This window comes from Ensifer sp. GW823-FHT05D09 (genome assembly GCF_058795755.1).
In genome coordinates this window covers 817,767-841,395 of the sequence record NZ_JBXAIA010000002.1, presented here as the reverse complement: position 1 = coordinate 841,395, position 23,629 = coordinate 817,767, and the positions used below count along the sequence as shown (strand labels likewise).

The following is a 23,629-nucleotide window of genomic DNA, read 5'->3' as shown; positions in this document are numbered from 1 at the left end:
ACGAGGCGGTCAGGCGAAGCGAGCGGGTTGAAATCGCCGGCCGCCCTGGGGCGGCCGGCGCCTTCGGTGCATCAGCTGATCGGAATGCCCTTGGAAGCGCGATAGGCCTGGACGTAACCGCGCGCGACGGAGCGGACGGCAGTGCCGATCTGGGTATAGGCATCGTCGTTGAGATTGGCGAAGGAGACGCGTGCCGACCAGTTCGGCGCATCGAAACCAGAACCGTTCAAGAGAACGATGCCGTAGTCTTCGGCGAGCCGGAAGGGGATGTCGAGCGGGTGAATGTTCTCCTTCACCCAGGCGACGACATCTTCTCCGACATACTTGCGCAGCCAGAACTCGAAGTCGATGATGCCGTAATAGTGGTCGAAATAGATGCCGGGATTCGACTCGACGCCCATGCCTTCGATCAGGTTCCAGAACCGCTTCGTGCAGATGGCGATGCAGGCCTTCTGGTAGGCCTTCTCCACATCCATCAGCTCGACGAGGCCGAAGAGCGACATCATCACCTGTTGCGGAAGCGACAGGCCGGCGGTGTGGTTCAGCGCCACGTCGCGGCTGTCGGCGACGATGCGATCGATGAACTTCACGTCGCGCGGCTTCGGCGTCATCGCCTTGTAGCGCTTTTCCAGGAGCTTCTGGATCGGCTCGCCATGGGCCTTGATCTTCTCGTCGAAGATGTTGTCCTGCGCCACCGCAATGACGCCGAGGCGCCAGCCGGTGCAGCCGAAATACTTCGAGTACGAGTAGACGCCGATCGTGTTGCGCGGCAGATGACCGAGCAGCGACTGGAAGCCTGGAACGAAGGTGCCGTAGACGTCGTCCGTGAGCACGATCAGGTCGGGGCGCTTCTTGGTGACGAGGTCGACGAGGCGCTTGATCGAATCCGGATCCATGGCAACGGCGGACGGGTTTCCGGGGTTCACCAGGAACAGCGCCTTCACCTTGGGGTTTTCGAGCGCCTTGATATCCTCGTCGGTAAACTGGAAGCGATCCTCCTGCTCGGCGCTGACATTGATGGTCTTGAGGTCGTAGTCCTCCAGTTCCGGCATTTCCAGATAGGGCGTGAAGATCGGCGTGCCGAGTGCGATCGTGTCGCCGGCGTTGAGCAGGCGGGCGTTCTTCAGCGCCTTGAAGATGTAGCACATGGCGGCGGTGCCACCTTCGACCGGGTAGAGGTCGAACGTCGCCTTGGGCCGGTGGCCGGCGCACATCGCCCACATCAGATATTCATGGGTGATGATCTCGTTGTGATGGAGCGCCCGGTCGGGCACCGGATAGTTGTCGCCGATGATGGAATCGGTGAGCTCGTGCACGAAGGCGTCCGGCTCGAAGTTGAAGGAGCGAATGGCGTATTCGACGGCGTCGGAAAGCGTCTTTGCCGGCAGTTCGCCTTCCTCCTCCTCGTCCCATTGGGCGGCCGCGTGGAGCTGTTTCTTGATCCACTTCTGGAACCGCTGATGCGCCCCATCGCGCGCCGGCATGCCTGCTACGCCCGCTTTGGGATCAAAGGAGGTGCGCTTGGCCTCTGTGATGGCGAATTGGCCAAGCAGGAAAAACGCTTCACGCGCCCTTGTCGCCGTCCAGTTCGGATTGCCGCGGCCGGCATTGAGGAATGCCGTGGCGGATTTCTGCGAGCTCGTCCTGGCAAGCTTGATCAGCTCGTCCTTGATTTCGAACGGGCTGAGATCGGATAGACTGTCGTAGAATTTTCTGTCCAACATGAATCACACTCCCTTAAACGATGTTTTCTGCTTCTTCGAACGATGCTCTCAAACTCACGGCCCGCCTGATGGCGCCAGCATGATGACGATGACGAGGCCGAATATGGTCAGCAGTGTGTTGCCGATGGCATAGGGCATGCCGTAGCCAAGGGCCGGAACCTTGCTCTTGGCCGCTTCCTGGATCATGCCGAGCGCCGCCGTGGTGGTGCGCACGCCGGCGCAGGCGCCAAACAGGATCGCGGGGTGAAAGCGGAACACGTAGTGTCCGATCAGCACCGAGGCGATCATCGGGACCGATGTCGACACGATGCCCCAGAGCAGCAGCGAAATGCCGACTTCCTGCAGTCCGGCGACGAAGCCGGGACCGGCGCCGATGCCGACGACGGCAATGAAGATGTTCAGGCCCAGCGTGTTCATCAGCCAGAGTGCCGGAGCCGGGATGGTGCCGAAGGCAGGATAGGTGGAGCGAAGCCAGCCGAGGACGAGGCCGGCGAGAAGCGCGCCGCCTGAGGTGGACAGGCCGATCGGTATGCCGCCTATCGTGAGCGTCAGCGCGCCGACCATGGCTCCGAAGAACAGCCCCCAGCCGAGAAAGGCAATATCGGTCGTTTCGACCGGACGGTCGGCAAAGCCGAGCGCCTTGATCGCCGCCTCGACATGTCTCTTGGCGCCGCCGATGGTGACGATATCGCCGCGTTCGACCGTCGTGCCGGGCAGGACCGGGATTTCGACCAGCGAGCGCACGATCTTGCGTGCATAGACGCCGCGGGCCCAATCCTCGGTGCTGACGTCGGCGAGTGTCCGGCCGGCAAGCGCCTTGTTGGTGACGTAGACGTCGAGGACCTCGGCTTCGGCGTTCAGCAGTTCCTTGTCCTCAACCTCCAGCAGCTTGGCGTCGAGGTGTTCCACAAGGGCGGCGCGTCTGCCGGAAAAGGCGACGACATCGCCAGGCTGCAGCACGGTGTTGCCATCGGCTTCGATGATCTGGCCGCCGCGCCGCAGCCGCTCCACGAAGACGCGGATGCCGGGAAGCAGGTTCCTGACCGGCGTTCCGGTAAGGCCGCTCGCCTCGTCGACGCGGTAGGCCCGGAGGCCGAAATCGTGATAGGCGCGGGTGATGCCGGGTTCGCTGCTGACGGTGCCACCGCCGAGTTTGGCCTCATACTCCCTGCAGGCGGCGGGAAGATCGATGCCGAGAAGCTTGGGCCCGAGTTGCGCCAGGATGATCGCCGAGCCGATGGTGCCCCAGATATAGGTCACCGCGTAGGCGATCGGGATCTGGTCGGTGTAGGTCTTGGCCTGTTCCGGGCTCATGCCCATTGCATTGATCTGGTCGCTGGCAACGCCGATGGCCGCGGAGATTGTCTGCGAACCGGCATACATGCCGGCGCCATAGCCAAGCGGCAGGCCGGCAATCAGCGCGCACAGATAGGGCACGATCAGGCACAGCACGAGGACCGAGAGGGCAAAGAGGATCTGTTTCGGCCCATCCGTGCTCAGGCCGCGAACGAATTGCGGGCCGACGCCGTAGCCGACGGCAAACAGGAAAATAAGGAACAAGGTCGATTTCAGGTCGCCGGAAACCTGGATGCCCAGCTGTCCGATGACGACACCGGCCAGTAGCGTGGCGGTAACGTTTCCAAGGTTGAAGCCTGCGATCTTGATCGGGCCGATCACGAAGCCGATGCCGAGGGCAAGAAAGACGGCGACCGGCGGATAGGTACGCAGCGTGTCTACGAAAAAGTCTATTGGATTCACCATCATCCCCTTCAAAAAAACTCGTCGTATACGGGAGTTACGCGGACAGGCTGGATGTTACGTCGCATAAGACTTCGAGATATGAAGTTCGGAGCGCCGCCGCCCGGAACGCGGGCGAACCCGGCGCAAGTCGTTGCACGCCGCTGGATGGCGCGATCAATTCTTTGAAAGCACATCACCGATTGTGCCAGTCTGCAAGTACGTAACAGTAACGGACGACGTTACCGGTTGGCCGTTGCTTCGGTGACGACTGCGCCCAGGGGCGGCGCGATGGCTCGTGCGACGAGGCATGGCAGGGGATGGGGTGCCGATGCCGTCGGCGATCGTCCAGGTCAGCAGTTCGACAAGCAACCTCGGTGAACTGGCGAGGAAGGCTCCGGCGACGAAGCCGAGCGCAATCGCGCCCACCACTCCGTGCCGTTGCCAGCCATGGAATGCGCCGAAGGCGGTTCCTCCAAGGATGGTTGAAACAACCCAGACACGTTTCAACACGGCCGGAAACAGCCGACGCATCGTTTCCCTCATTGCGCTTGTGCAGAGTGTCCGCCAAAGGCGCGCATCTCAGCATTTTAAGGGATATCGGGCACGGGTCGTTGCCAACGACGTTGCTGATCATCGCGGTCGAGCGTTCGTGCACGGTCAGTCGTGGCGTCGTCGACCCTGATGCATAATGCCGGAGGACGGATATTTCGGCTTGCTTACTGTAATGATATTACATAACTAAAACGCATGAGAATATGCCGCATGTTGATAGGCCTAGGCCGATCCGTCCCGCCGGTTGTCACCTCCGTCGAAGTGTGCGACGAAGGGGGTGATGGTGCTGCGAGCGCGACAATGCGTAAGCGGCTGAAAAGGGAACACGGAGCGGACGACCCAAATGGGGCCGAAACCGTGGCTGCCCCCGCAACTGTGAGCGGAAAGCGCATTCACACCCTGTCACTGGCGTTAAGCCGGGAAGACGTGGATGCGCGAAGACCCGCGAGCCAGGAGACCTGCCATCGAACCGATCAACCACAACGGACGGGGTGTTCCGATGGACAAGAACTGGTTTTTGCGCGGCGGTCACCCGCCATCACATCGCTTTGCCATATTCTCTCCGGCCCGATCCGGCGGAGAAGAGATATGGCCAATCCGGCATCCCGACAGCACAAGATAACGGTCTGCACCGATTGCCGGTTCACCGGCGGCCCCTGCCGCCCGGGCGCGGATCTGATCCAGCGGCTGAACCGTAGCATTGCCGCCCTCGGCGCGCCGCTCGACCGGGATTTCTCGATCGCCGGAACGGTCTGCATGGCCGCCTGCACCCGGCCTTGCACCATCGCCTTCCAGGCGACGGGCAAGGCGACCTATCTCTTCGGCGATATCTCGCCCGATGAGGATATCGACGATCTGGTTACCTTCGCCACCACCTATGCCGGGCGCAACGATGGCATGACGCGGGCGGCCGAACGGCCGCGCGGGCTGAGCGCCAAGACGCTGGCGCGCATACCGGCAGCGCTGCTCATCTCCGAAGATATCGGCGGGCACTTCCAATGAACGCCTGTCGAATGCGTACATGGGGAGGGACGAGACGATGAGCTGCACCGCGACAGGGGCCGGCCTTCGTGTCCGCGCGCTCGATTGGGGCCCACGCCCGGACCTGCGGCTTGTTCGCGAGGTCGACTTTGCCATTGCGCCCGGCAGCCGGCTTGCCATTCTCGGCCCGAACGGTGCCGGCAAGACTTCGCTGCTTCGCTGCCTCTTTCGTTCCGCCCAGCCGACGGCGGGCACGATCGAAGTCGATGGCACTAACATATGGTCGATGACGGCACGGGAGGCTGCGCGGATCATTGCCGTCGTCTTGCAGGAAATGCCGAGCGATTTCCCTTTCAGCGTGCGCGACGTGGTGATGATGGGCCGCATCCCCAGGCGCGAAGGCATGAGCGGCTGGACGGCCAGGGATCGCGAGACGGTGGCGCATGCGCTCGAGCATCTCGACCTTGCCCATCTGGCCGGACGGCAATTCTCGACACTTTCGGGTGGCGAGAAACAACGGGTGCTGATTGCCCGGGCGCTGGCCCAGCAGCCGCGCATCATCATCCTCGATGAGCCGACCAACCATCTCGATATCCGCCATCAGCTCGAAATCCTCGACCTCCTGCAGACGCTCCAACTGACCATCGTTACCACGCTGCACGACATCAACCTGGCCGCCGAATTTGCCACCGACGTGGCGATCCTGACGGAGGGCCGCATGACGGCCTTCGGGCCGCCCGAAGAGGTGCTCAATCCGAAGGCGCTTTCCGACGCCTTTGGCGTTACCGCCACCGCCCACAGTAATGCCGTCTCCAACGGCGCCCGATTTTCCTTTTCACTCGCTCGACAGGAATTGATTTCATGAAGACATTGTTCGCCGGTTCGGCCCTTCTGCTCCTTGCGCTCGCCGCCACGCCGGCGCTCGCCTATCCCGTCACCGTCAAGAGCTGCAATCGCGACGTGACCTTCGATGCGGCGCCAAAGCGCGCCGTCTCCAACGACGTCAACCTCACCGAGATGATGCTGGCCTTGAAGCTGCAGGACCGCATGGTCGGCTATACCGGCGTCTCCGGCTGGAAGACGCTGGATGAAAAGCTGCGCGAAGGTGTCCAGGCGCTGCCGGAGCTTTCGGAAAAATATCCGACCAAGGAAGTGCTGCTCAATGCCGACGCTGATTTCTACTTTGCCGGCTGGAACTACGGCATGAAGGTGGGCGGCGAGGTGACGCCGGAAACGCTGGCGCCCTTCAAGGTCAACGTCTACGAACTGACCGAATCCTGCATCCACATCATGGCCAAGGATAAGCCGACGATGGACGACATGTTCGTCGATCTGCTCAATCTCGGCCTGATCTTCGGCGTCGAGGACCAGGCCAAGGCGCTGGTCGACGGCTATCGCCGCGATCTCGCCAGGATCACCGCCGACGTCGGTGCGATCGAGCGCCCGACGCGCGTCTTCGTCTATGATTCCGGCGAGGAAAAGCCGTTCACATCAGGCCGGTTCGGCATTCCGACGGCGATGATAGAAGCGGCCGGCGGCGTCAACGTCATGGACGACGTCGAGAAGAGCTGGACGGAGATTTCCTGGGAGCCGGTGATCGACAAGAACCCGGAGGTGGTTGTGATCGTCAACTATGGCGAGGTCACCGCCGAGCAGAAGATCGCCTTCATGAAGAGCAATCCCGCCTTCAAGAACATCGATGCCGTCAAGAACGACCGCTTCGTGGTGCTCGACTATGTCGAGGCGACGCCGGGCCCACGCAACATCGATGCCATCGCCCGCCTGGCAAAGGCATTTCACGGGCAGGCGATGTAGTGCGCCGTCGGCTGCGTGATCCCTGAAACCGGCGTCGGTACAGGGCAAATCATGCAGCACGTTTAGCGTGTTATGGCATTGCCGGCGCGTCACTCCCGATGCGCCGCCCTCTGGCGAAAGCACGCCTTGTCGCCCGCTTTCGTCCTCTCCTTTGCAATCTTGAACCTGGGACGGACAGTGAAGATCACGACCGCCTTTCTCGTGGCACTGCTGCTCTTGTGCCTGACGATCACCGCTGCCGTCTCCTTGGGCTCTGCACCGATCCCGGTTTCGACCGTCTGGTCGATCATCGCCTCGAAGCTTTCGCCTGGCAGCGTCGAGGTCGCCTGGTCGGCCGGCCGCGAGAGCATCGTCTGGGACGTGCGCCTGCCGCGTGTCGTGCTTGCCGGGCTGGTGGGGGCGGGGCTGGCGCTGACGGGCGCCGTGCTTCAGCCCGTCACCCGCAATCCGCTCGCCGATCCGCACCTGCTCGGCGTGTCCTCCGGCGGCGCGCTCGGCGCGATCATCGCGCTTCTCCACACAGGCCTCATCCTGGGCCTCGCCACGGTGCCGCTGTTTGCCTTTGCCGGCGCTCTGGTCGCGACAGCACTTGTGGCGCTGGTGACGCGGGTGCTCGGCACCAACGCCGACAGGCTGGTGCTGTCAGGCGTTGCCGTCGCCTTCACCTTGACGTCGATCGGCAACCTGATGATTTTCCTCGGCGACCCCCGGGCGGTGCACACCGTGATCTTCTGGATGCTCGGCGGCCTTGGTCTGGCGCAATGGCCGCATCTCGTCTATCCCGCCGTGGTGCTGACGGTCTGCCTCGGCTATCTCGTGCTTCGTGCGCGCGAGATCAACGCGCTTGCCATGGGTGACGAGACGGCAACGACGCTCGGCATTCCCGTTCGCCGGTTCCGCCTTGTCCTCTTTGTCGTCACGGCGCTCCTGACCGGTGTCATGGTCGCGTTCTCCGGTGCGATCGGCTTCGTCGGCCTGATGGTGCCGCATTTCGTTCGGCTGTTTGCGGGCAGCGACAATGTCCGGGTTATCCCGCTTTCCGCCTTTGTCGGGGCGCTGGTGCTGATATGGGCCGACCTCTTTTCCCGCGTCGTCATGGCGCCCGAGGACATGCCGATCGGCGTCGTCACCGGACTTGTCGGCGGCTTGGCCTTTATTGCCATTCTGAAACAGCGCAAGGTGGTGTAAAGCTCGCGGCATGGACACGGACCGATTGCCGCCTGGTTCCAGGCAATCGACCACTGCGCAACACGAGGAGCGAATGACGTATCACGCTGAGGCCTGCACCCCGGATGAAGTCCTTAAATTCTGGTTCGAGGAACTGTCGCTCGACCATTGGTTCAAGCCTTCCCGCGAGCTGGACGAGCATTGCTACCAGCGCTTCCAGTCCTCGCATCTCGCCCTTGCCAGGGAGATCGGTGACGTCTGGCGGGCGACGCCGGAAAACCGGCTGGCGGCAATCGTGCTTCTCGATCAGCTGCCGCGCAACATGTACCGGGGGACGCCGCTCGCCTTTGCTACCGACGGGCTGGCGCTCAGGGAAGCCAAGCTCGCCGTCGGCGCCGGCGCCGACATGGCGGTGAAGCCGGAATGGCGGGCATTCTTCTACATGCCCTTCGAGCATTCCGAGAACCTGACGGACCAGACCATGGCGGTGAAGCTTTTCACCGAACTTGGCGATCCCATGTATATCGACTATGCAATCCGGCACCGCGAGGTGATCGAGACTTATGGACGTTTCCCGCACCGAAACGCCTTCGTCGGGCGAACGTCGACGGCGGCGGAACTCGCCTATCTGGCGCAGCCGGGCTCGGGTTTCTGACGGTTTTACGGGGTGTGAAGGCATGTTTTACCATGCCTTTGCATCTTTCCGCCGTCTTTCGTATTCAAACCGCATTGTGACGACTGCCCGGGCGATTCCGTATCGGGATGAGGTTGGGCTTTTGAGGGTTTTGAAATTGCGTTTCGTGGGAAAGTTGCTCGCTGTTTCCGTCTGCCTGCTGTCGCTGGCCGGTGCCGGCGCTGTCGTGGCGCAAACCGCAAAGCCGGCACAGACGACGACGCAACCGGCCCAGACGCCCGCGCAAGCCCCGGCCCAGACCGGCAATCAGCCGGCGCAGGGAGGCAGCCAGCCCGCCCAGAACACGCAGCCGGCCTCCGACGGCAAAGCGCAGCCTGCGCCGAATGCGCAGCAACCCACAGGGGGCGCGACGCAACCCGCCCAAAACGCGGCGGCACCTACGCAGAACGCAGCACAGGCGAATGACGCGACCATCGCGGCCGATGCCGGGCAGAGCCAGACCGCCGAGCAACTGGCGACGGCCGGCAAGGAACTCCAGCGGCTGAAGGACCTCGTCGGCAAGGCCAGCGACGACGACATCGCGCTTGCCGAACTCAAGGTTCAGGTCGATGCCGTCGCCAAGCAGATCATCTCGACCTCGATCGCCACCCGTCCGCGGCTGGACGAGATCAAGGCCCGGCTGACCGAACTCGGCGATCCGCCGGGCGAGGGGCAGCCGCCCGAGGCCGACATCGTCACCTCAGAGCGAAAGCGGCTGTTGGCCGAGCGCGGTGAGATCAATGCACTGACGGGGGAGGCTGAAAGCCTTTCGGTCCAGGCAACGAAATTGTCGAACGGCATCACGGCGACGCGGCGCGCGCTGTTTTCCAACACGCTGTTGAAGAACACCGATGTGTCCTTCGAAATGTTCGACGAGGCGCTGTCGGCGACGATCAACGAAACCAAGGTGCTGTCACGCAGCACGACGAGCTGGCTGACCTTCGTCTGGAACTACAAGCGCATTCCGCTTCTGACCGCACTTTTCTTGTCGATTTGCGCCGCACTCATCTTCCTTGTTGGCAGCAACCGGCTGTTCTCGCCCTACATCCATCACGACAAGTCCGATGAGGAGCCGAGCTATTTCCGGCGCCTGTCCGTCGCCTTCTGGTCGACGCTCATTCCGACGCTCTCGACGGCTGCCTTCGCCGTTTCGAGCTTCCTCTTCCTGCGTAGTTTCAACGTGCTGCGCTCCGATATCACGCCGATCATTGCGATCGCGCTTGCGGTAACCGTGGTCGGGTTCTTCGTCACGACGCTTGCCAATGCGGTGCTGTCGCCGAAGGATTCCCGCTGGCGGCTGGTGCGTGTGTCCGATCGCGGCGCCAACGTCCTCTTGATCACCATCTTCGCCATGGTGCTGGTCAACGGTCTCGACTACCTCTTCGGCGGCATCAGCGAGGCGCTCGGCTCGCCTGTTGTCCTGACGGTCGTCAAGAGCTTCATTGCCTCGGTCGTCATCGGGCTGATCATCATCGCATCGGCCTGGATCAAGCCGACGCTGAAGCGCGACGAGCCGTTTGACGCGCCCGGTCGCCCATGGCCGCGCATCGTCTCCATCGGTCTGATGCTGACCGGTGCGGCGCTGATCATCGCAGCCGCGACCGGCTATGTCGGTCTCTCCCGCTTCATCGCCACACAGATCATCATCACTGGCGCCATTCTGGTGATGATGTACATCGGGTTCCTCACCGGCAAGGCGGTGTCGCGCCAGGGGGCCTTCGCCGAAACGGCAGCCGGACGTTATCTCGAGCGCCGCCACAAGCTGGAGCAGGTCGGTCTCGACCAGGTCGGGCTGGCGGCGGGCCTCAGCATTTACGCGCTGGTGGCGCTGTTCTTCATCCCGCTGATCCTCTTGCAATGGGGCTTCCAGGTCGCCGACATCGAGTCCTGGACCTATCGCGCCATCACCGAGATCAAGATCGGCACCATCACCATCTCGCTCATGGGCATCATGGCGGGCATCCTGTTCTTCGCGCTCGGCTACGTCGTCACCCGCTGGGTACAACGCTGGATCGACGGCAACATCATGGCGCGCAGCCGGGTGGATGCGGGCGTCAGAAACTCGATCCGCACCGGCATCGGCTATGTCGGGGTCGGGCTTGCGTGCCTGATCGGTCTTTCGGCGGCCGGCATCGATCTTTCCAATCTTGCGCTTGTCGCCGGTGCTCTCTCGCTCGGTGTCGGTTTCGGCCTGCAGAACATCGTGTCGAACTTCGTCTCGGGCCTGATCCTCCTGGTCGAACGCCCGTTCAAGGTCGGCGACTGGATCGTCAGCGGCACGACCGAAGGCTTCGTCAAGCGCATCTCGGTGCGCGCCACCGAGATCGAGACCTTCCAGCACCAGTCGATCATGATGCCGAACTCGCTGCTGATCAACGCGTCGGTCGGCAACTGGACGCACCGCAACAAGCTCGGCCGTTCGGAAATCGCCGTCACCGTCACCTATGCGAGCGAGCCGCGCCGGATCATGGACCTGCTCGCCGAAATCGCCGGTGCCCACCCGATGGTGTTGAAGAACCCGTCGCCAACCGTCGGCTTTACCGCCTTTGGCGAGGACCGGATGACGTTCGAACTCCGGATCTACGTGGCTGACGTTCTGACGGGCGGTGGCGTGCGCAACGACCTGCGTGTCACCATCTACGAGCGCTTCCGTGACGAAGGCATCGGCGCGCCGTTCCCGGTCAAGATCGAAGACGTGCCTGTCGAGAACCAGACCGGGATCGAGAGCCACGAGCCGGAGACGGTCGGCGAGCCCAAGGGTGCGACCTCGGCCGATGAGAGGGCCGTCGCCTCGAAGAAAGAGGCCGCTTCAGCAGCCCCGTTGGACGAAGAAAACGAGCAGGAAGGCGGCAAGCGCCGTGCCTCCAGCCGCCGCTCAAACCCCAACCGCTGATAAACGGAGCGTTCAGCCGCTATTCAGCCTGCCCGCGATAAAAAGCATGCAATTCTTCTTTTGACGGTCTAGGCTGTCACGGGCTGAAGAGGTGGCCGGAGCCACCGTCGCGATCCGACGGGGCGGCCGGCTGTGCAAAAGGGCGGCGCCGCGGGCGTCGATGGGCGATGAAGACATTTGTGATTGCTTTGCTTTCCGGCGTGCTGGCGGCAGGGGCGGTATCTGCCGCGACTGTCACGAACAAGGATGGCGAGACTGCTGTTCTGGTTGTCGTCGAGGGCGAAAGCCGCATGGAAGTGGCGATCAGCGCCGGCGCGACCGAGATGATCTGCCCCAGCGGCTGCTTCGTCACCACGCCGAGCGGAGACCGCATCGGCCTGCAGGGCGATGAGAATGTCGAGATCGTCAACGGCTCGGCGATCGTCAAGTAAGCGCAGCTCTTCAAAACGGAATTCGAAACGGCGTCGGGATCTCCCGGCGCCGTTTTTTCGTTTTGGCCCGTCGTTGCCCGATGTGCGGATGGGGCGACCCGGGCCGCGAACAACCCTTCGACGCGCCGTAAGCAGAACGGGTTAGGGCGCGCTAATCCCATTTGGCAATTGAATGAAATGCGGCCATGGCCCGTTAATTCGCAGACGGCCCCGAGACACGGTTTCATGCCGAGCGGGTGTCGCAGGTACGGGCAGACCGCATTGACAGCGCCGCCTAGGGGCCGCACCCTGCTGAAAACAGGCCGGTGTGCGGCGGGGGCACGCGACGTTCGACGGCATGACTCCTCAAGGCGCAAGCGATTTGAGGAGAAGCCTATGCGGCAAGCTTGAGGTGGTACGGTGCCCTTGGCGCATCCTGTGATGCGCGGCGCTGGCGGGACATGCACAGGCATGTCCGGAGGGGATGACATGCAATGCCTTCGCATGGTCATGACGATCTTCCTGGTGCTGATCTCTTCGCAGGCGCTTGCCGAAAAGCGCGTGGCGCTGGTCATCGGCAATTCGGCCTATCAGCATGTGGCGCAGTTGCCGAACCCCGACAATGATGCCGGCGACATGGCGGGCAAGCTGACGGATCTCGGCTTCGAGGTCGTCGTCGGCCGCGACCTCGACCTTGCCGGAGTGCGCAGGACCATTCGCGATTTTGTCGGCAAGCTCGATGGCGCCGACCTCGCGCTGTTCTATTATGCCGGCCACGGCTTGCAGGTGAACGGCGAGAACTACATCGCCCCCGTCGACGCCAAGTTGCTCTCCTATATCGACCTCGAATTCGAGGCGGTGCCGATGAACCTGATCCTTTCGGCGATGGAGCGCGAGACCCGGGTCAACCTGGTGTTCCTCGATGCCTGCCGCGACAATCCGCTCGCCGTCAATCTCGCCCGCTCGATGGGCACGCGCTCCAGTTCGATCGGCAGGGGGCTGGCAAAGGTCGGCACCGGCATCGGCTCGCTGATCGCCTTTGCCACCCAGCCCGGCAATGTCGCGCTGGACGGCGCCGGGCGCAACTCGCCGTTCACGGCCGCCTTGCTTCGCCACCTGGGCAAGCCGGGGCGCGACATCACCCGCGAACTGATCGACGTTCGCCGCGACGTGCTGGAGGCGACGGACGGCAAGCAGGTGCCCTGGGACAATTCTTCGCTGACAGGAGAGGTGGTGTTGAACCCGTCGACGGCACAGGGGACCGCTGTATCGCCCGGCACCACCAAGGAGGGCAATGCCGCCGAGCTTGCCTATTGGGATACGATCAAGGGCTCGAGCGATCGCGATCTGTTCGACGCCTATCTGCAGCAATATCCCGCCGGCGCCTTCGTTTCGCTGGCGAAGGCAAAGATCAGGATCATCGAGCGTGCGGCAGCCGAGGAGGCGGCAAAACAGCAAGCGCCGGCCGCGGGCGGGCTTCCCGCCGAACCGGAGCAGCTGGCCGCGCTGACGCAGCCGTCGGCCAGCGAAACCTCGGTGCTGGAAACCGTCGAGCCGAACCGCGAGCTGGTGCGCTCGATCCAGAAGGAACTCAATCGGGTCGGATGCCGCGCGGGTAGCGAGGATGGTCTATGGGGGCTCGGCAGCCGCCGGGCGCTGGAGCAGTTCGCCAGGCTCAGCAAGGTTGAGCTTGCGGCACTCGAACCCTCCGATGGCGTGCTGGAACGGTTGCGGACGCAGAAGGCGCGGATATGCCCGCTCGTCTGCGCCCAGAACCAGCAGCTGAAGGGCGGCCGCTGCATTGACATCAGGCGCGAGGCGAAGCTGCCGGATCCGTCGAAGACGCGCAGCACCGGCGAAACGCCTGCAAGGAAGGCGCCTTCGAACACCATCACGGCACCCGATGACGCCAAGAAAAAGAGCTTTGCCAGCTGTCCCGCCAGCGCCCAGCTTGCAGCCCGCCAGACGCTCGGCCGAGGTTCCGGCCGCGGCCGCACGTCGATGAGCGCCACACATGCCTGTGGCCGCACGTTTGCTTGCGCCCGTGCCGCACGCGGGCAACCCTGGGACTGCAGCTGGCGGTGACCGCACCGCTCAAGCCGTCATGGTCACGAGACGACGTGATCGGCGGGTGACATTAAAGCGCGTCGCGATCTTTGAGATTCGCTTGGCGCGCTTTGAGTTCTTGTTTTTGCGCATGTCGTTATCGCAAAACCGCGGCACACTTTTGCGCGACATGCTTTGGGGCGGTTCCGCTACAGACGGAATCGCACAACGCCCTATCTCTTGGCTTGTACGCAATTCAGGACACAAAGCCGCTGCGCATTTTTGCAGGAATTGCTCTTTACGGAGGACGGTTATCGATGGCGAATGACTTTCCAGGACTGCGCCCGGGGGAGGCTGCTCCGGCCTTCTCGTTGGCCGCTGCCAACAGCGATGGCACTGTTTCGCTTGCGGACCTGCAAGGTCGGCCGTTCCTGATCGGTCTGTTTCGCGGCCTGCATTGTCCGTTCTGCCGGCGTCAACTCAGGCAGTTCTCGGCGCTCCAGCCGGTTTTGCGCGAAGCGGGCGTAGAAACGCTTGCCGTGATCAACACGCCAATAGAGCGGGCGCGTCTCTATCTCCAGTTTCAACCGACGCCGGTGACGGTGCTGTGCGATCCCGAGTGCCGCACACACCGCGACTTCGGCCTGCCGCTCGCCGGCTTTGCCCCGGCCGATAGCACTCAAGAGCCGCAATGGCCCTTACACACCAGTTTCGAGCAGTTTGCCGCGGCCCGCATCAATCCGGGCGGCGAGTTGGCGGAGCCGGCGCAGCCGATGAAGGCCAATGAGCTCCTCAATGCCAAGGATGGCTTCGAACTGCATGACATCGACCGATCCATCTCCGAGAGCTTCGGCACCCAGCTCGTCGGCCATTTCCTTGTCGATCGATCGGGCTGCATCGCCTGGGTCGAGGTTGAGGCGCGCGACGGCCCTGATGGCCTCGGGACCTTTCCGACGGCCGAGCGGATCATCGCTGCCGCAAGAGAGGTCGCGATTTCTGCCGCCAAATAGCGGCTGCGACGACGGAGACGAAGCAGCATTTCGGGGCTTGATTTTACTGCGGCAATCGCAACGATCACCGCGATGTCAAACGGCCGGTCGCCGCCAGAGGATGCACCCCATGAAACTGCAGCTGATCCGCAATGCAACGCTGAAGCTCGACTATGCCGGTCGCACCGTGCTGATCGATCCCTATTTCGCGCCGAAACACAGCCTGCCTTCCTTTGCCAACCGGTCCGAAAATCCCGTGGTCGAGCTGCCGGTGTCGATCGACGAGATCCTCGACGGTGTCGAGCTGGTGATCGTTTCGCACCTGCATTCGGACCATTTCGACGATGTCGCCAAGGCGTGCCTGGCGAAAGACCTGCCGATCTTCTGTCAGCCTGATGACGAAGGGGAGATCCGCGCAGCTGGCTTTGCCGCCGTGACGCCGCTTGCCGATCGAGCAACCTGGCAAGGACTGACGCTGACGCGGCGCGAAGGCAGCCACGGCCTTGGTCCCGTTGTGGAGCTGATGGGCTCGGTGATGGGCTTCACGCTCGAGGCCGAGGGCGAGCCATCGATCTACTGGGCCGGCGACACCGTGCTCTATCCGCCGGTCTCGGATGTGATCGCCGGGACGCGGCCCGACATCATCATCACTCATTCCTGCGGCGCACGTTGGGACGGCGACCTGATTGTCATGGACGCCGATGAAACCGTTTCCGTTTGCGCAGCATCCGCAGATGCGGTGGTCGTTGCCACCCACATGGAAGCGCTCGACCACGCGACGATCAGCAGGCAGGACTTGCGCGAGGCCGCCGAGGCGCGCGGCATTTCCGCGACAAAGCTGCGGATCCCTAGAGATGGCGAGGTGCTGGTGCTGGACAGGACCGGGCGCTGATCCGGCTCACCGAAAACGTGGGCCGCAACCGATCGGTTTGATCCATAGCGGGCGGTCGCGGACGATGTGACCAGCGGCACGAATTTCTGTGACGGGCGTAATGGAGGTCAGGGAGCGAAAAGATGACAGACAATACCACCGGTTCCTGCCTGTGCGGCAGCGTCACTTTCGAGGTTTCCGGCACGCTCGAGAGCTTCTTCCTTTGCCACTGCTCGCGTTGCCGCAAGGATACAGGGTCTGCCTTTGCGGCCAACCTGTTTTCGACAACGGCCGAGCTGCGATGGCTGTCGGGAGAAGACCTCATCAAGACATACCGGCTTCCGGCCACCCGCCATCAAAAGAGTTTTTGCAGCGCATGCGGCTCGGCCGTTCCGAGCATCCAGATGGAAGGAACCTTGCTCGTGGTGCCCGCAGGAAGCATGGACAGCGCTATCGCGGTCCGGCCCGACGCACATATCTGCTTCGACAGCCGGGCTGCCTGGGAGGATCAGCTAGAGCAGGCCCCCAGGATCGCCGGACTGCCGGGCTGAACGGTCGCACCACCGTTCGACAGGCGATGCGCAGCAGAGAGTGACCCATTGTCATCGTGCCACCCGCCGCCAAAAGCTCCGCATTGCGACGGACGAGGACCGGCTGCACTGCGGCCGGTCGCGTCGTCGCACAGCATTTCCAGGAAGAGTGCGAAGCGGTTTTGCGCGAGCTTGAAGGCTGGATGCTCTAGTACTGGTCGCGGCGGCGCACCCATTCCATCGGGTAGTTCAAGCCGTCCTCGTCGCGGCCCTTGGGCACGAGGTCGAGGAAATGGTAGGCGGCGTTCAGCATCTCGATGCCACGCGAATAGCAGGAATAGGTGTGGAACACCTCGTCCTCGTCGCTCCTGTAGAATACGCTGACGCCCACCTGTTCCGGGACGGTGCTCGGCTGGAGCTTGTAGTTGTAGTAGGCCTCGCCCTTGGCGAGCTGCTCGGGCGTGCGGGATACCTGATAGTCGAAGTTGAAGTCGCTGCCAAAGGACGACACCCAGGGGAAACTCCAGCCCAGCCGCTTCCTGTAGGCCTCGATCCTTGCGAGCGGGGCGCGCGAAACGGCCGTGAAGGTCACGTCGCGGTGATTGAGATGCACCGGGATGCCGTTGAAATTGTCGGCCCAGAACGAGCAGTGCTTGCACCCTTCCTGCCAGTCCGGAGCGAGCATGAAGTGGTAGACGATCAGCTGCGAGCGCCCGTCGAACAGATCGGCAAGCGACAGGGTACCGGCCAGCCCCTCGAACAGGTAGGATTTTTCCACGCGCTCCCATGGCATTTCCATGCGACGGCGCGTCAGCGCCTCCCGTTGCCGGCCGAATTCCTTTTCGGCGGTTAGCAGCTCGAGGCGCGCCTTCAGCCACGCTTCGGGTGAAACGATTTCATTCTGCATGGGGTGTCTCCTTGGTGTTGAGATGTGTGCGGGGTCGCAACGGTCACCCGTCGTTATTGCCGGAGAGGGCCTCGCCATTCGGCGATCAGCCTCAGCCAGGGCGCAAGATGGAAGGCGCTCATGAGGGCGTACATGGCGGCCATGCCCGTGAGCGGCGAGGCAGCCGCAGTGGTGCAGAGCATGCCGGGCTCGCCGTCTGACAGAAAGCCGGTGACGAGCGCCATGGCGGCGAAGGTGGGGCTGGCGAACAATGAAAGCCGATCCGCCAGGGCAGGCAGGATCGTGCCTCTGCGTCGATCGATCGATCCGGTTCTGCGCGTCGTCATTTTCGGTTATCCATTCGTTGACGGGTTTGCACGGACAGTTAGCGCCGGGTGCGCGCAGGGCGGGAGTTACAAGTTTGGCGGGATTGCGATGGATTCGCTGATCACGGCAGCGGCAAGGGCGCTGGCAAAGGGCGATACGCTCGGCGCGCTGAAGCGCGTGGCGCTGCGGGACGACCCGCCGGCGCTGGCGTTGCGCGGAATCGCGATGGCGCAACTCGGCGATTACGCTCGCGCGAAAAGCCTGCTGAAGGGGGCCGCGCGCGCCTTCGGCCCACGCGAGGCGGTCGCGCGGGCGCGCTGTGTCGTCGCCGAAGCCGAGATTGCCCTGGTGTCGCGCGATCTCGGCTTTCCGGAAAAGGCGCTGGAAGCCGCCCGCGCCACGCTCGAAGCGCATGGAGATCCGATCAATGCGGCGCATGCGCACCATCTTCAGGCCCGGCGCCTCGTGCTGATCGGCCGCCTCGACGAGGCCGAGCGGGCACTTTCCGGTGTCGATCCAGCGTCGTTTTTGCCCGCGCACCGTGCCGCACATGCGCTGATCGTGGCCGGTATCGCCATGCGCCGCCTGCGCACGGGTCTTGCGCGCGAGGCGCTGGCCGGCGCCCGCCAGGCGGCGCGCGATGCCCAAATTCCCGCGCTCGATGCGGAAGTCGATGCGGCATCGGCCTTTCTGGAAACGCCGGCGGCGCGCCTGGTTTCCCGAGGCGAGGAACGCGTGTTGTTACTTTCGGACGTCGAGGAATTGCTGGCGTCAGGCGCCCTGGTCATCGATGCGTGCCGCCACAGCGTCAGGGCAGGTGAAAGGGTGGCTTCGCTGGCGACCCGGCCGGTGCTGTTTGCGCTGGCGAGGACGCTCGGCGAGGCCTGGCCGGATGATGTGTCGAGAGGCCGGCTTCTCGCGCGCGCCTTCGGGGCGCGACATGCCGACGAGACGCACCGCGCGCGGTTGCGGGTCGAGCTCGGGCGGCTACGGGGGGCGCTGAACGGCCTGGCCGAGGTTTACGCGACGGACAGTGGCTTTGTCCTGGCGCCGGTCGGCGCTGCCCGGATCGCGGTGATGACGCCGCCGGTCGAGGGGCAGCACGGCGCCGTGCTGGCCCTGCTTGCCGATGGCGAAGCCTGGGCGAGCTCGGCACTGGCGATCGCGCTTGGCGTCAGCCCGCGCACGGTGCTCAGGGCGCTGGATGCGCTTGCCGCAGACGGCAAGGTGCAGCCTGTCGGGCGAGGGCGGGCGCGCCGGTGGATGACGCCGCCAATGCCGGGTTTCCCGACAGTGTTGTTACTCCCAGGTCCCCTGCCGAGTGATTAAAGTGCATGGCTTGTGGTGGGGCAGCATCGACGCGCTTCAGACCACTACTGTCGTTCCCGTCGATGCCGCTGAGCCGTCCCGATCGTCAGCAAGATGCATGAGGATGAAGCGATGAAACGAACTGCGGCCGAAATTATCCGTGAATACGGCCCGTTTCCCGGTGCCGACCAGGTGCATGGCGTCACCTTTGATGGCCGCCACGTCTGGTTTGCCACCGGCGACAGGTTGAATGCGCTCGACCCGGAAAGCGGCGAGACGGTGCGCTCCATCGACGTTGCCGCCCATGCGGGCACGGCCTTCGACGGCGAGTACCTCTACCAGATCGCCGAGGATCGCATCCGCAAGATCGATCCGAAGACCGGCCAAATCGTTGCGACGATCCCGGCGCCGGGAAAGGGCGGAGATTCCGGCCTTGCCTGGGCCGAGGGCACGCTCTGGGTGGGGCAGCATCGTGGCCGGAAAATCCATCAGATAGACCCCGAGACCGGCGCCATCCTGCGCACGATCGAATCCAACCGCGTCGTCACCGGCGTCACCTGGGTCGACGGCGACCTGTGGCATGGCACCTGGGAAGGTGACGAAAGTGATGTCAGGCGCATCGATCCGCAAACAGGCGAGGTGCTGGAGAGGCTCGACATGCCGGTAGGGATGGGCGTGTCCGGGCTCGAGGCCGATGGCGGCGACCGCTTCTTCTGCGGCGGTGGCGGCAGCGGCAAGGTCAGAGTGGTTCGCCGGCCACGACGGAATGCCTGAGCCTTGCAGCGCCGGCAGCCGGGCGGTGCGATGGCCAAACGCCTCCGCCGATCCGCGCTGCCAGCCTTGCAGACGCCACTTGTAATGGCTTGTCGTTCTATCCATCTGCAATGCAGGGGTGAAATCTGAGGATGAGCTTCCCCTTGAGGGCGACGGCGAGCGGCTGACGCGCCACACCAGGTTGGGGCATGGGCGGAGGTGGAATGGACAGGGCGTTGCGATCGGTCATGTACAGTCTGTGGATCGTCTGCCTCGTCGGGATGGCGACCGCCATCGGGATCTTTTCGGGCTGGGAGGCTAACGGTTGGATGGGCGCAGCCACAGGGGGCATCGTCGGCTATGGCAGCGGCGCGCTGCTCTCACAGGCGCCGTCCGTGTTTTTCGACCTTCTGTTCATCCTGGCGGACTGAGGCGCAAGGCCCGCGCCTCAAGAAAAGGTCACGGGATCGCGAAAATGCTGATCTCGTTGGTGATGCCGCGCAGCGTGACGTTGTGGGTCATCGGGTTGAGGCCGCGGTCGCTCAGCAGGCCGGCGGCGGCCGGATGCTTGAGCACCGCGCTGGTGGCGAAGATTTCGTGGGCGGTGGCCAGGTGCTGCACCCGCGAGGCGATGTTGACCGTCTGGCCGAAATAGTCCTGCCGCTCGTTAAGGCTGACGGCGATGCAGGGCCCCTCGTGGATGCCGATCTTCAGCAACAGGTCTTCGCTGCTGCGCTCGTTGTTGAGCTGGCGCATGGCGTCGCGCATCCGCACGGCCGCCGCGATGGCTCGGTCGGGTGTCGGGAAGGTCGCCATCACGGCGTCGCCGATAGTCTTGACGACGGCGCCGGCTTCCGCGGCCACGATCTCGTTCAGAACGCTGAAATGGGTCTTGACCAGGTCGAAGGCGGCGAGGTCGCCGACGCGCTCGTAAAGCTCTGTCGAGCCGCGCAGATCGGTGAAGAGAAACGTCAGGCTGGTGATTTTCAGGCGCTGGTCGACGTCGATCGTATCGGTGCGGTAGATGTCGCGGAACGTCTGGTTGGAGAGCAGCCGCTTGGCGGTCAGGAAGGGGCGTCGGCGCCCGAGCAGCGCGTGCAGCGCTTCGCCGGCGATGCAGACGCTTGGCAGGGTGCGGACCTCCGAATGGTTTTCCACCTGGATGCGCAGTGGCCCCGGCTGCAGGCTGATGGTCTCGCTGTGCCGGTGCGTGCGGTCGAACACCAGCGACAAATTGCGTCTTTCCTTCGTCGGCTCTCCGGAGACGTCGAGGAACTGCGCGGCGTGGGTTACCGGCTCGAAGATGATGACGAACTCGGCCGGAAGCTGCAGCGCGATAACGGCCTTTTCGCCAGGCGGCAGTTCCAGCGTCTCGAGCACGAAGTCCTCGACCATTTCATCGTAGTGATCGTCGGGCAGGTCGACGCCGGAGCCCCAGTAGATCTGGCGGAAATATTCGGCGGCGGACAACTCGTGCGGATTGTGAGCCTCGATGTGGCGGACGCGCGGGCTGACCGTGAACGTCACCTCGATCATCTCGTCCAGCGTCGGCTCGTAGCCGGCGGCGCAGAGCGCACAGGTATAGGCCTCGCTCTGCACGGTTTTCAGCGACGTGTTGGCGTCGAGCACGCCACCGCAGCCCGGACACAGCACATTCCAGGACAGTTCGAACAGGCCGAGACGGGAGGCATGCAGGAAACCGGCGATGGTCTTTTCCTCGTCGAGCCGGTGCTCGGCGGCAAAGGCGAGCGCATTGATACGTCCGAGCTTGCGGTCGGGCGCCTCGCGCACGTGCAACTCGAGGGCATCGACGAAGCTGGGTATCGCCGACTGGCGAAGCACATCGAAAAGGGCCTGGGTTTCGCTCATGCCGGCATCATATACCGAAACGGGCGCTCGGGTCATGGAATTGTCCTGTTGCCCGAATGTTGGCCGCAGCGCTGCGATCGGCGATCCACGCGATCCCATCGGCGGCCACCCGATGCAACAAGGCCCGACGTCTCTCACGCCGGGCCTTGTTGTGCTTGCTGTTCAGCTCGTCAGCCGATCAGTTGCCCATGCCGGCCTTCAGGCTCTCCTCGATCTTGGAGAGGTTGAACGAGCCGGGGGTCTGGCTGGGCGGGAATTCCTTCATCGTCAGGAGGAAGTTCGACGCCAGCGCCTGGATCGGCACGACCACGAAGGCGCGATCGAGGAACCAGTCGTTGTAGACATTGGCGTTGTGCTGCGCCCGCTCGAACGGGTCACGGCGCAGGTTGAACAACAGTGGTGTGCGCAGTTCGATGAACGGTTCGCGCCAGACACCGAAGGCCTCGCCGCGGTTTTCCAGGAATACGACCTTCCAGTCGTCGTAGCGTGCGGCCACCACCTGTCCGTCATCGTTGACGTACCAGAACTCGTGGCGCGGCGACTCGCCTGCTTTGCCCGAGAGATAATCGAGCTGGTTGTAGCCGTCGATGTAGTTCTTGTACTGGCGTCCGTTGAGTTCGACGGTGTTCTTCAGCTTTTCCTTGATCTCCGGTTCGCCGGCGATTGCGGCGAAGGTGGGCAGCCAGTCTTCATGCGAGACGATGCCGTTTAGCGTCTTGCCGGCGGGGAAATGCCCGGGCCAGCGAGCGAAGGTCGGCACGCGATAGGCGCCTTCCCAGTTGGAGTTCTTCTCGCTGCGGAACGGCGTCGTGCCGGCATCCGGCCAGGTGTTGTAGTGCGGGCCGTTGTCGGTGGAATACATCACCACCGTATCGTCGGCGATCCCCAGGTCATCGAGCAGCTTCAGGAGTTCGCCGACATGCATGTCGTGCTCGACCATGCCGTCGTGATACTCGTCGCCGCTCGGGCCGGAAATGCCGGTATGCTCAGCCTTGACATGGGTGCGGAAGTGCATGCGCGTGCCGTTCCACCAGACGAAAAAGGGCTTTCCGGCCTGGTTCTGCCGGGTGATGAAGTCCTTGGCGGCGGCAAGGCTCTCGTCGTCGATCGTTTCCATGCGTTTCTTGGTCAGCGGGCCGGTATTCTCGATCTTCTGGGTGCCATCAGCATTGGCCCAGGTATGCAGGACGCCGCGTGGTCCGAACTGCTCACCGAACGTCTTGCCGTTGGCAAGCACCCGGTCCTTCGGATAGTCGCGGTTTTCCGGCTCTTCCTCGGCGTTGAGGTGGTAGAGGTTGCCGAGGAATTCGTCGAAGCCGTGCATGGTCGGCAGGTGCTCGTCGCGGTCGCCCTGGTGGTTCTTGCCGAACTGACCGGTGGCGTAGCCCTGGCTCTTGAGAACCGTGGCCATGGTGACGTCCGTCTTCTGCCAGCCCTGCGGCGCGCCGGGCAGGCCGACCTTGGTCATGCCGGTGCGCACCGGAACGTTGCCGCCGATGAAGGCCGCGCGTCCCGCCGTGCAGCTCTGCTGGGCGTAATAATCGGTGAAGGCCAGGCCTTCCTTGGCGATGCGGTCGATATTCGGCGTTTCATAGCCCATCATGCCGCGGTTGTTGTGGCTGATGTTCCAGGTGCCGATGTCGTCGCCCCAGATCACGAGAATGTTGGGCTTGGCTGCGGACCCCGAGGTGCTCGCCTGGGCGTGTGCCGGTTTGACACCGGTGGTCGAAACCATTGCGGTGGCGGCTGCCGCAAGGGCAGTGCCGCCCAAAAGCACGCTGCGTCGGCTGAGACCGTTTTTCTGAAGCTCGGGACTGCTCTCGATGTCTTCCTGCGGTGTGGATGCAATATCATCGTTCACTGGGCTTCTCCTCTTGGAATGACGTCGGTGAGGCGCTCGGCACTTGCGGCCGTTCTGCTCGCCTGATCATGCGAGTTGCGGAAAATGTGTGCCGGACCCCAGACGCGGAAAGCCGCGCGAGGACGGCATTGTGATGCCATCTGATATCGCCGGACATTCTCGTGCATTTGTTGAGGAAGAATAGTTGGACCAAGGGCCAACTAGGCAAATGCCGGTCGGTCGCCTTGAAGAGGC

Annotated in this window: 21 protein-coding genes and 1 riboswitch; of the genes, 14 read left to right on the top strand and 7 right to left on the bottom strand. The window is 63.5% G+C overall.

The features are described 5' to 3' along the window. Nucleotides 1-71 precede the first annotated feature (71 nt). From AC1Q80_RS09820 to AC1Q80_RS09810, 3 genes are all read right to left on the bottom strand, one after another. On the bottom strand, nt 72-1,724 hold the full coding sequence (locus AC1Q80_RS09820) for a bifunctional aspartate transaminase/aspartate 4-decarboxylase (RefSeq protein ID WP_209791431.1): 1,653 nt from the start codon (nt 1,722-1,724) through the stop codon (nt 72-74). A 54-nt stretch (nt 1,725-1,778) separates the two neighbouring features. Beyond that, on the bottom strand, nt 1,779-3,485 hold the full coding sequence (gene aspT, locus AC1Q80_RS09815) for an aspartate-alanine antiporter (RefSeq protein WP_209791430.1): 1,707 nt from the start codon (nt 3,483-3,485) through the stop codon (nt 1,779-1,781). Nucleotides 3,486-3,638: 153 nt separating this feature from the next. After that, on the bottom strand, nt 3,639-3,995 hold the full coding sequence (locus AC1Q80_RS09810) for a hypothetical protein (protein ID WP_492360281.1): 357 nt from the start codon (nt 3,993-3,995) through the stop codon (nt 3,639-3,641). Between the two features lie 285 nt (nt 3,996-4,280). Beyond that, nucleotides 4,281-4,496, top strand: a riboswitch (cobalamin riboswitch). Between the two features lie 108 nt (nt 4,497-4,604). Between AC1Q80_RS09810 and AC1Q80_RS09805 the strand changes: the two genes are divergently transcribed. The 11 genes from AC1Q80_RS09805 (at nt 4,605) to AC1Q80_RS09755 (ending at nt 16,412) form a co-directional block, all read left to right on the top strand. Then, nucleotides 4,605-5,018 carry a DUF1636 family protein gene (locus tag AC1Q80_RS09805; protein WP_492360280.1) on the top strand — a complete coding sequence of 138 codons (414 nt, stop codon included), beginning with the start codon at nt 4,605-4,607 and terminating at the stop codon, nt 5,016-5,018. A gap of 37 nt (nt 5,019-5,055) precedes the next feature. Beyond that, nucleotides 5,056-5,862 (top strand): ABC transporter ATP-binding protein, encoded by an 807-nt coding sequence (locus AC1Q80_RS09800; RefSeq protein ID WP_492360279.1) that lies wholly within the window; start codon nt 5,056-5,058, stop codon nt 5,860-5,862. Next, on the top strand, nt 5,859-6,812 hold the full coding sequence (locus tag AC1Q80_RS09795) for an ABC transporter substrate-binding protein (protein WP_173420339.1): 954 nt from the start codon (nt 5,859-5,861) through the stop codon (nt 6,810-6,812). The genes AC1Q80_RS09800 and AC1Q80_RS09795 overlap by 4 nt, the downstream gene beginning before the upstream one ends. Before the next feature lie 177 nt (nt 6,813-6,989). Next, the gene (locus tag AC1Q80_RS09790; RefSeq protein ID WP_492360278.1) at nt 6,990-8,000 is read left to right on the top strand and encodes a FecCD family ABC transporter permease; all 1,011 of its coding nucleotides are present in this window, start codon (nt 6,990-6,992) and stop codon (nt 7,998-8,000) included. A 73-nt stretch (nt 8,001-8,073) separates the two neighbouring features. Further along, entirely contained in the window at nt 8,074-8,634 is a 561-nt protein-coding gene (locus tag AC1Q80_RS09785; protein ID WP_173420337.1) for a DUF924 family protein, read from the top strand. 94 nt (nt 8,635-8,728) lie between these two features. Then, nucleotides 8,729-11,545 carry a mechanosensitive ion channel family protein gene (locus AC1Q80_RS09780; RefSeq protein ID WP_492360373.1) on the top strand — a complete coding sequence of 939 codons (2,817 nt, stop codon included), beginning with the start codon at nt 8,729-8,731 and terminating at the stop codon, nt 11,543-11,545. 167 nt (nt 11,546-11,712) lie between these two features. Then, nucleotides 11,713-11,976, top strand: a complete 264-nt coding sequence (locus AC1Q80_RS09775) for a hypothetical protein (protein WP_025427439.1) — start codon at nt 11,713-11,715, stop codon at nt 11,974-11,976. Nucleotides 11,977-12,444: 468 nt separating this feature from the next. After that, nucleotides 12,445-14,040, top strand: coding sequence for a caspase family protein (locus tag AC1Q80_RS09770; RefSeq protein ID WP_234941949.1), 1,596 nt, complete (start codon nt 12,445-12,447; stop codon nt 14,038-14,040). Nucleotides 14,041-14,318: 278 nt separating this feature from the next. Further along, a complete protein-coding gene (locus AC1Q80_RS09765; protein WP_209791424.1) occupies nt 14,319-15,011 on the top strand; it encodes a redoxin domain-containing protein in 693 nt (230 codons plus the stop codon). A 109-nt stretch (nt 15,012-15,120) separates the two neighbouring features. Continuing rightward, entirely contained in the window at nt 15,121-15,882 is a 762-nt protein-coding gene (locus AC1Q80_RS09760; protein ID WP_209791423.1) for an MBL fold metallo-hydrolase, read from the top strand. 122 nt (nt 15,883-16,004) lie between these two features. Next, the gene (locus AC1Q80_RS09755) at nt 16,005-16,412 is read left to right on the top strand and encodes a GFA family protein (protein WP_492360277.1); all 408 of its coding nucleotides are present in this window, start codon (nt 16,005-16,007) and stop codon (nt 16,410-16,412) included. A 187-nt stretch (nt 16,413-16,599) separates the two neighbouring features. Here AC1Q80_RS09755 and AC1Q80_RS09750 read toward each other — a convergent pair whose 3' ends face one another. Next, on the bottom strand, nt 16,600-17,298 hold the full coding sequence (locus AC1Q80_RS09750) for a DUF899 domain-containing protein (protein ID WP_492360276.1): 699 nt from the start codon (nt 17,296-17,298) through the stop codon (nt 16,600-16,602). 53 nt (nt 17,299-17,351) lie between these two features. Then, nucleotides 17,352-17,624: a hypothetical protein gene (locus tag AC1Q80_RS09745; RefSeq protein WP_492360275.1), complete on the bottom strand. Its 273-nt coding sequence runs from the start codon at nt 17,622-17,624 to the stop codon at nt 17,352-17,354. Between the two features lie 88 nt (nt 17,625-17,712). Here AC1Q80_RS09745 and AC1Q80_RS09740 point away from each other — a divergent pair, with 88 nt between their 5' ends. From AC1Q80_RS09740 to AC1Q80_RS09730, 3 genes are all read left to right on the top strand, one after another. Further along, nucleotides 17,713-18,933 carry a helix-turn-helix domain-containing protein gene (locus AC1Q80_RS09740; RefSeq protein WP_492360274.1) on the top strand — a complete coding sequence of 407 codons (1,221 nt, stop codon included), beginning with the start codon at nt 17,713-17,715 and terminating at the stop codon, nt 18,931-18,933. Between the two features lie 111 nt (nt 18,934-19,044). Then, a complete protein-coding gene (locus AC1Q80_RS09735) occupies nt 19,045-19,686 on the top strand; it encodes a Vgb family protein (RefSeq protein ID WP_173420330.1) in 642 nt (213 codons plus the stop codon). Nucleotides 19,687-19,889: 203 nt separating this feature from the next. Then, nucleotides 19,890-20,096: a hypothetical protein gene (locus AC1Q80_RS09730; RefSeq protein WP_492360273.1), complete on the top strand. Its 207-nt coding sequence runs from the start codon at nt 19,890-19,892 to the stop codon at nt 20,094-20,096. A gap of 28 nt (nt 20,097-20,124) precedes the next feature. Here AC1Q80_RS09730 and AC1Q80_RS09725 read toward each other — a convergent pair whose 3' ends face one another. Next, a complete protein-coding gene (locus AC1Q80_RS09725; RefSeq protein ID WP_173420328.1) occupies nt 20,125-21,534 on the bottom strand; it encodes an adenylate/guanylate cyclase domain-containing protein in 1,410 nt (469 codons plus the stop codon). A 178-nt stretch (nt 21,535-21,712) separates the two neighbouring features. Next, nucleotides 21,713-23,269: an arylsulfatase gene (locus AC1Q80_RS09720; protein WP_209791486.1), complete on the bottom strand. Its 1,557-nt coding sequence runs from the start codon at nt 23,267-23,269 to the stop codon at nt 21,713-21,715. Nucleotides 23,270-23,629 lie beyond the last annotated feature (360 nt).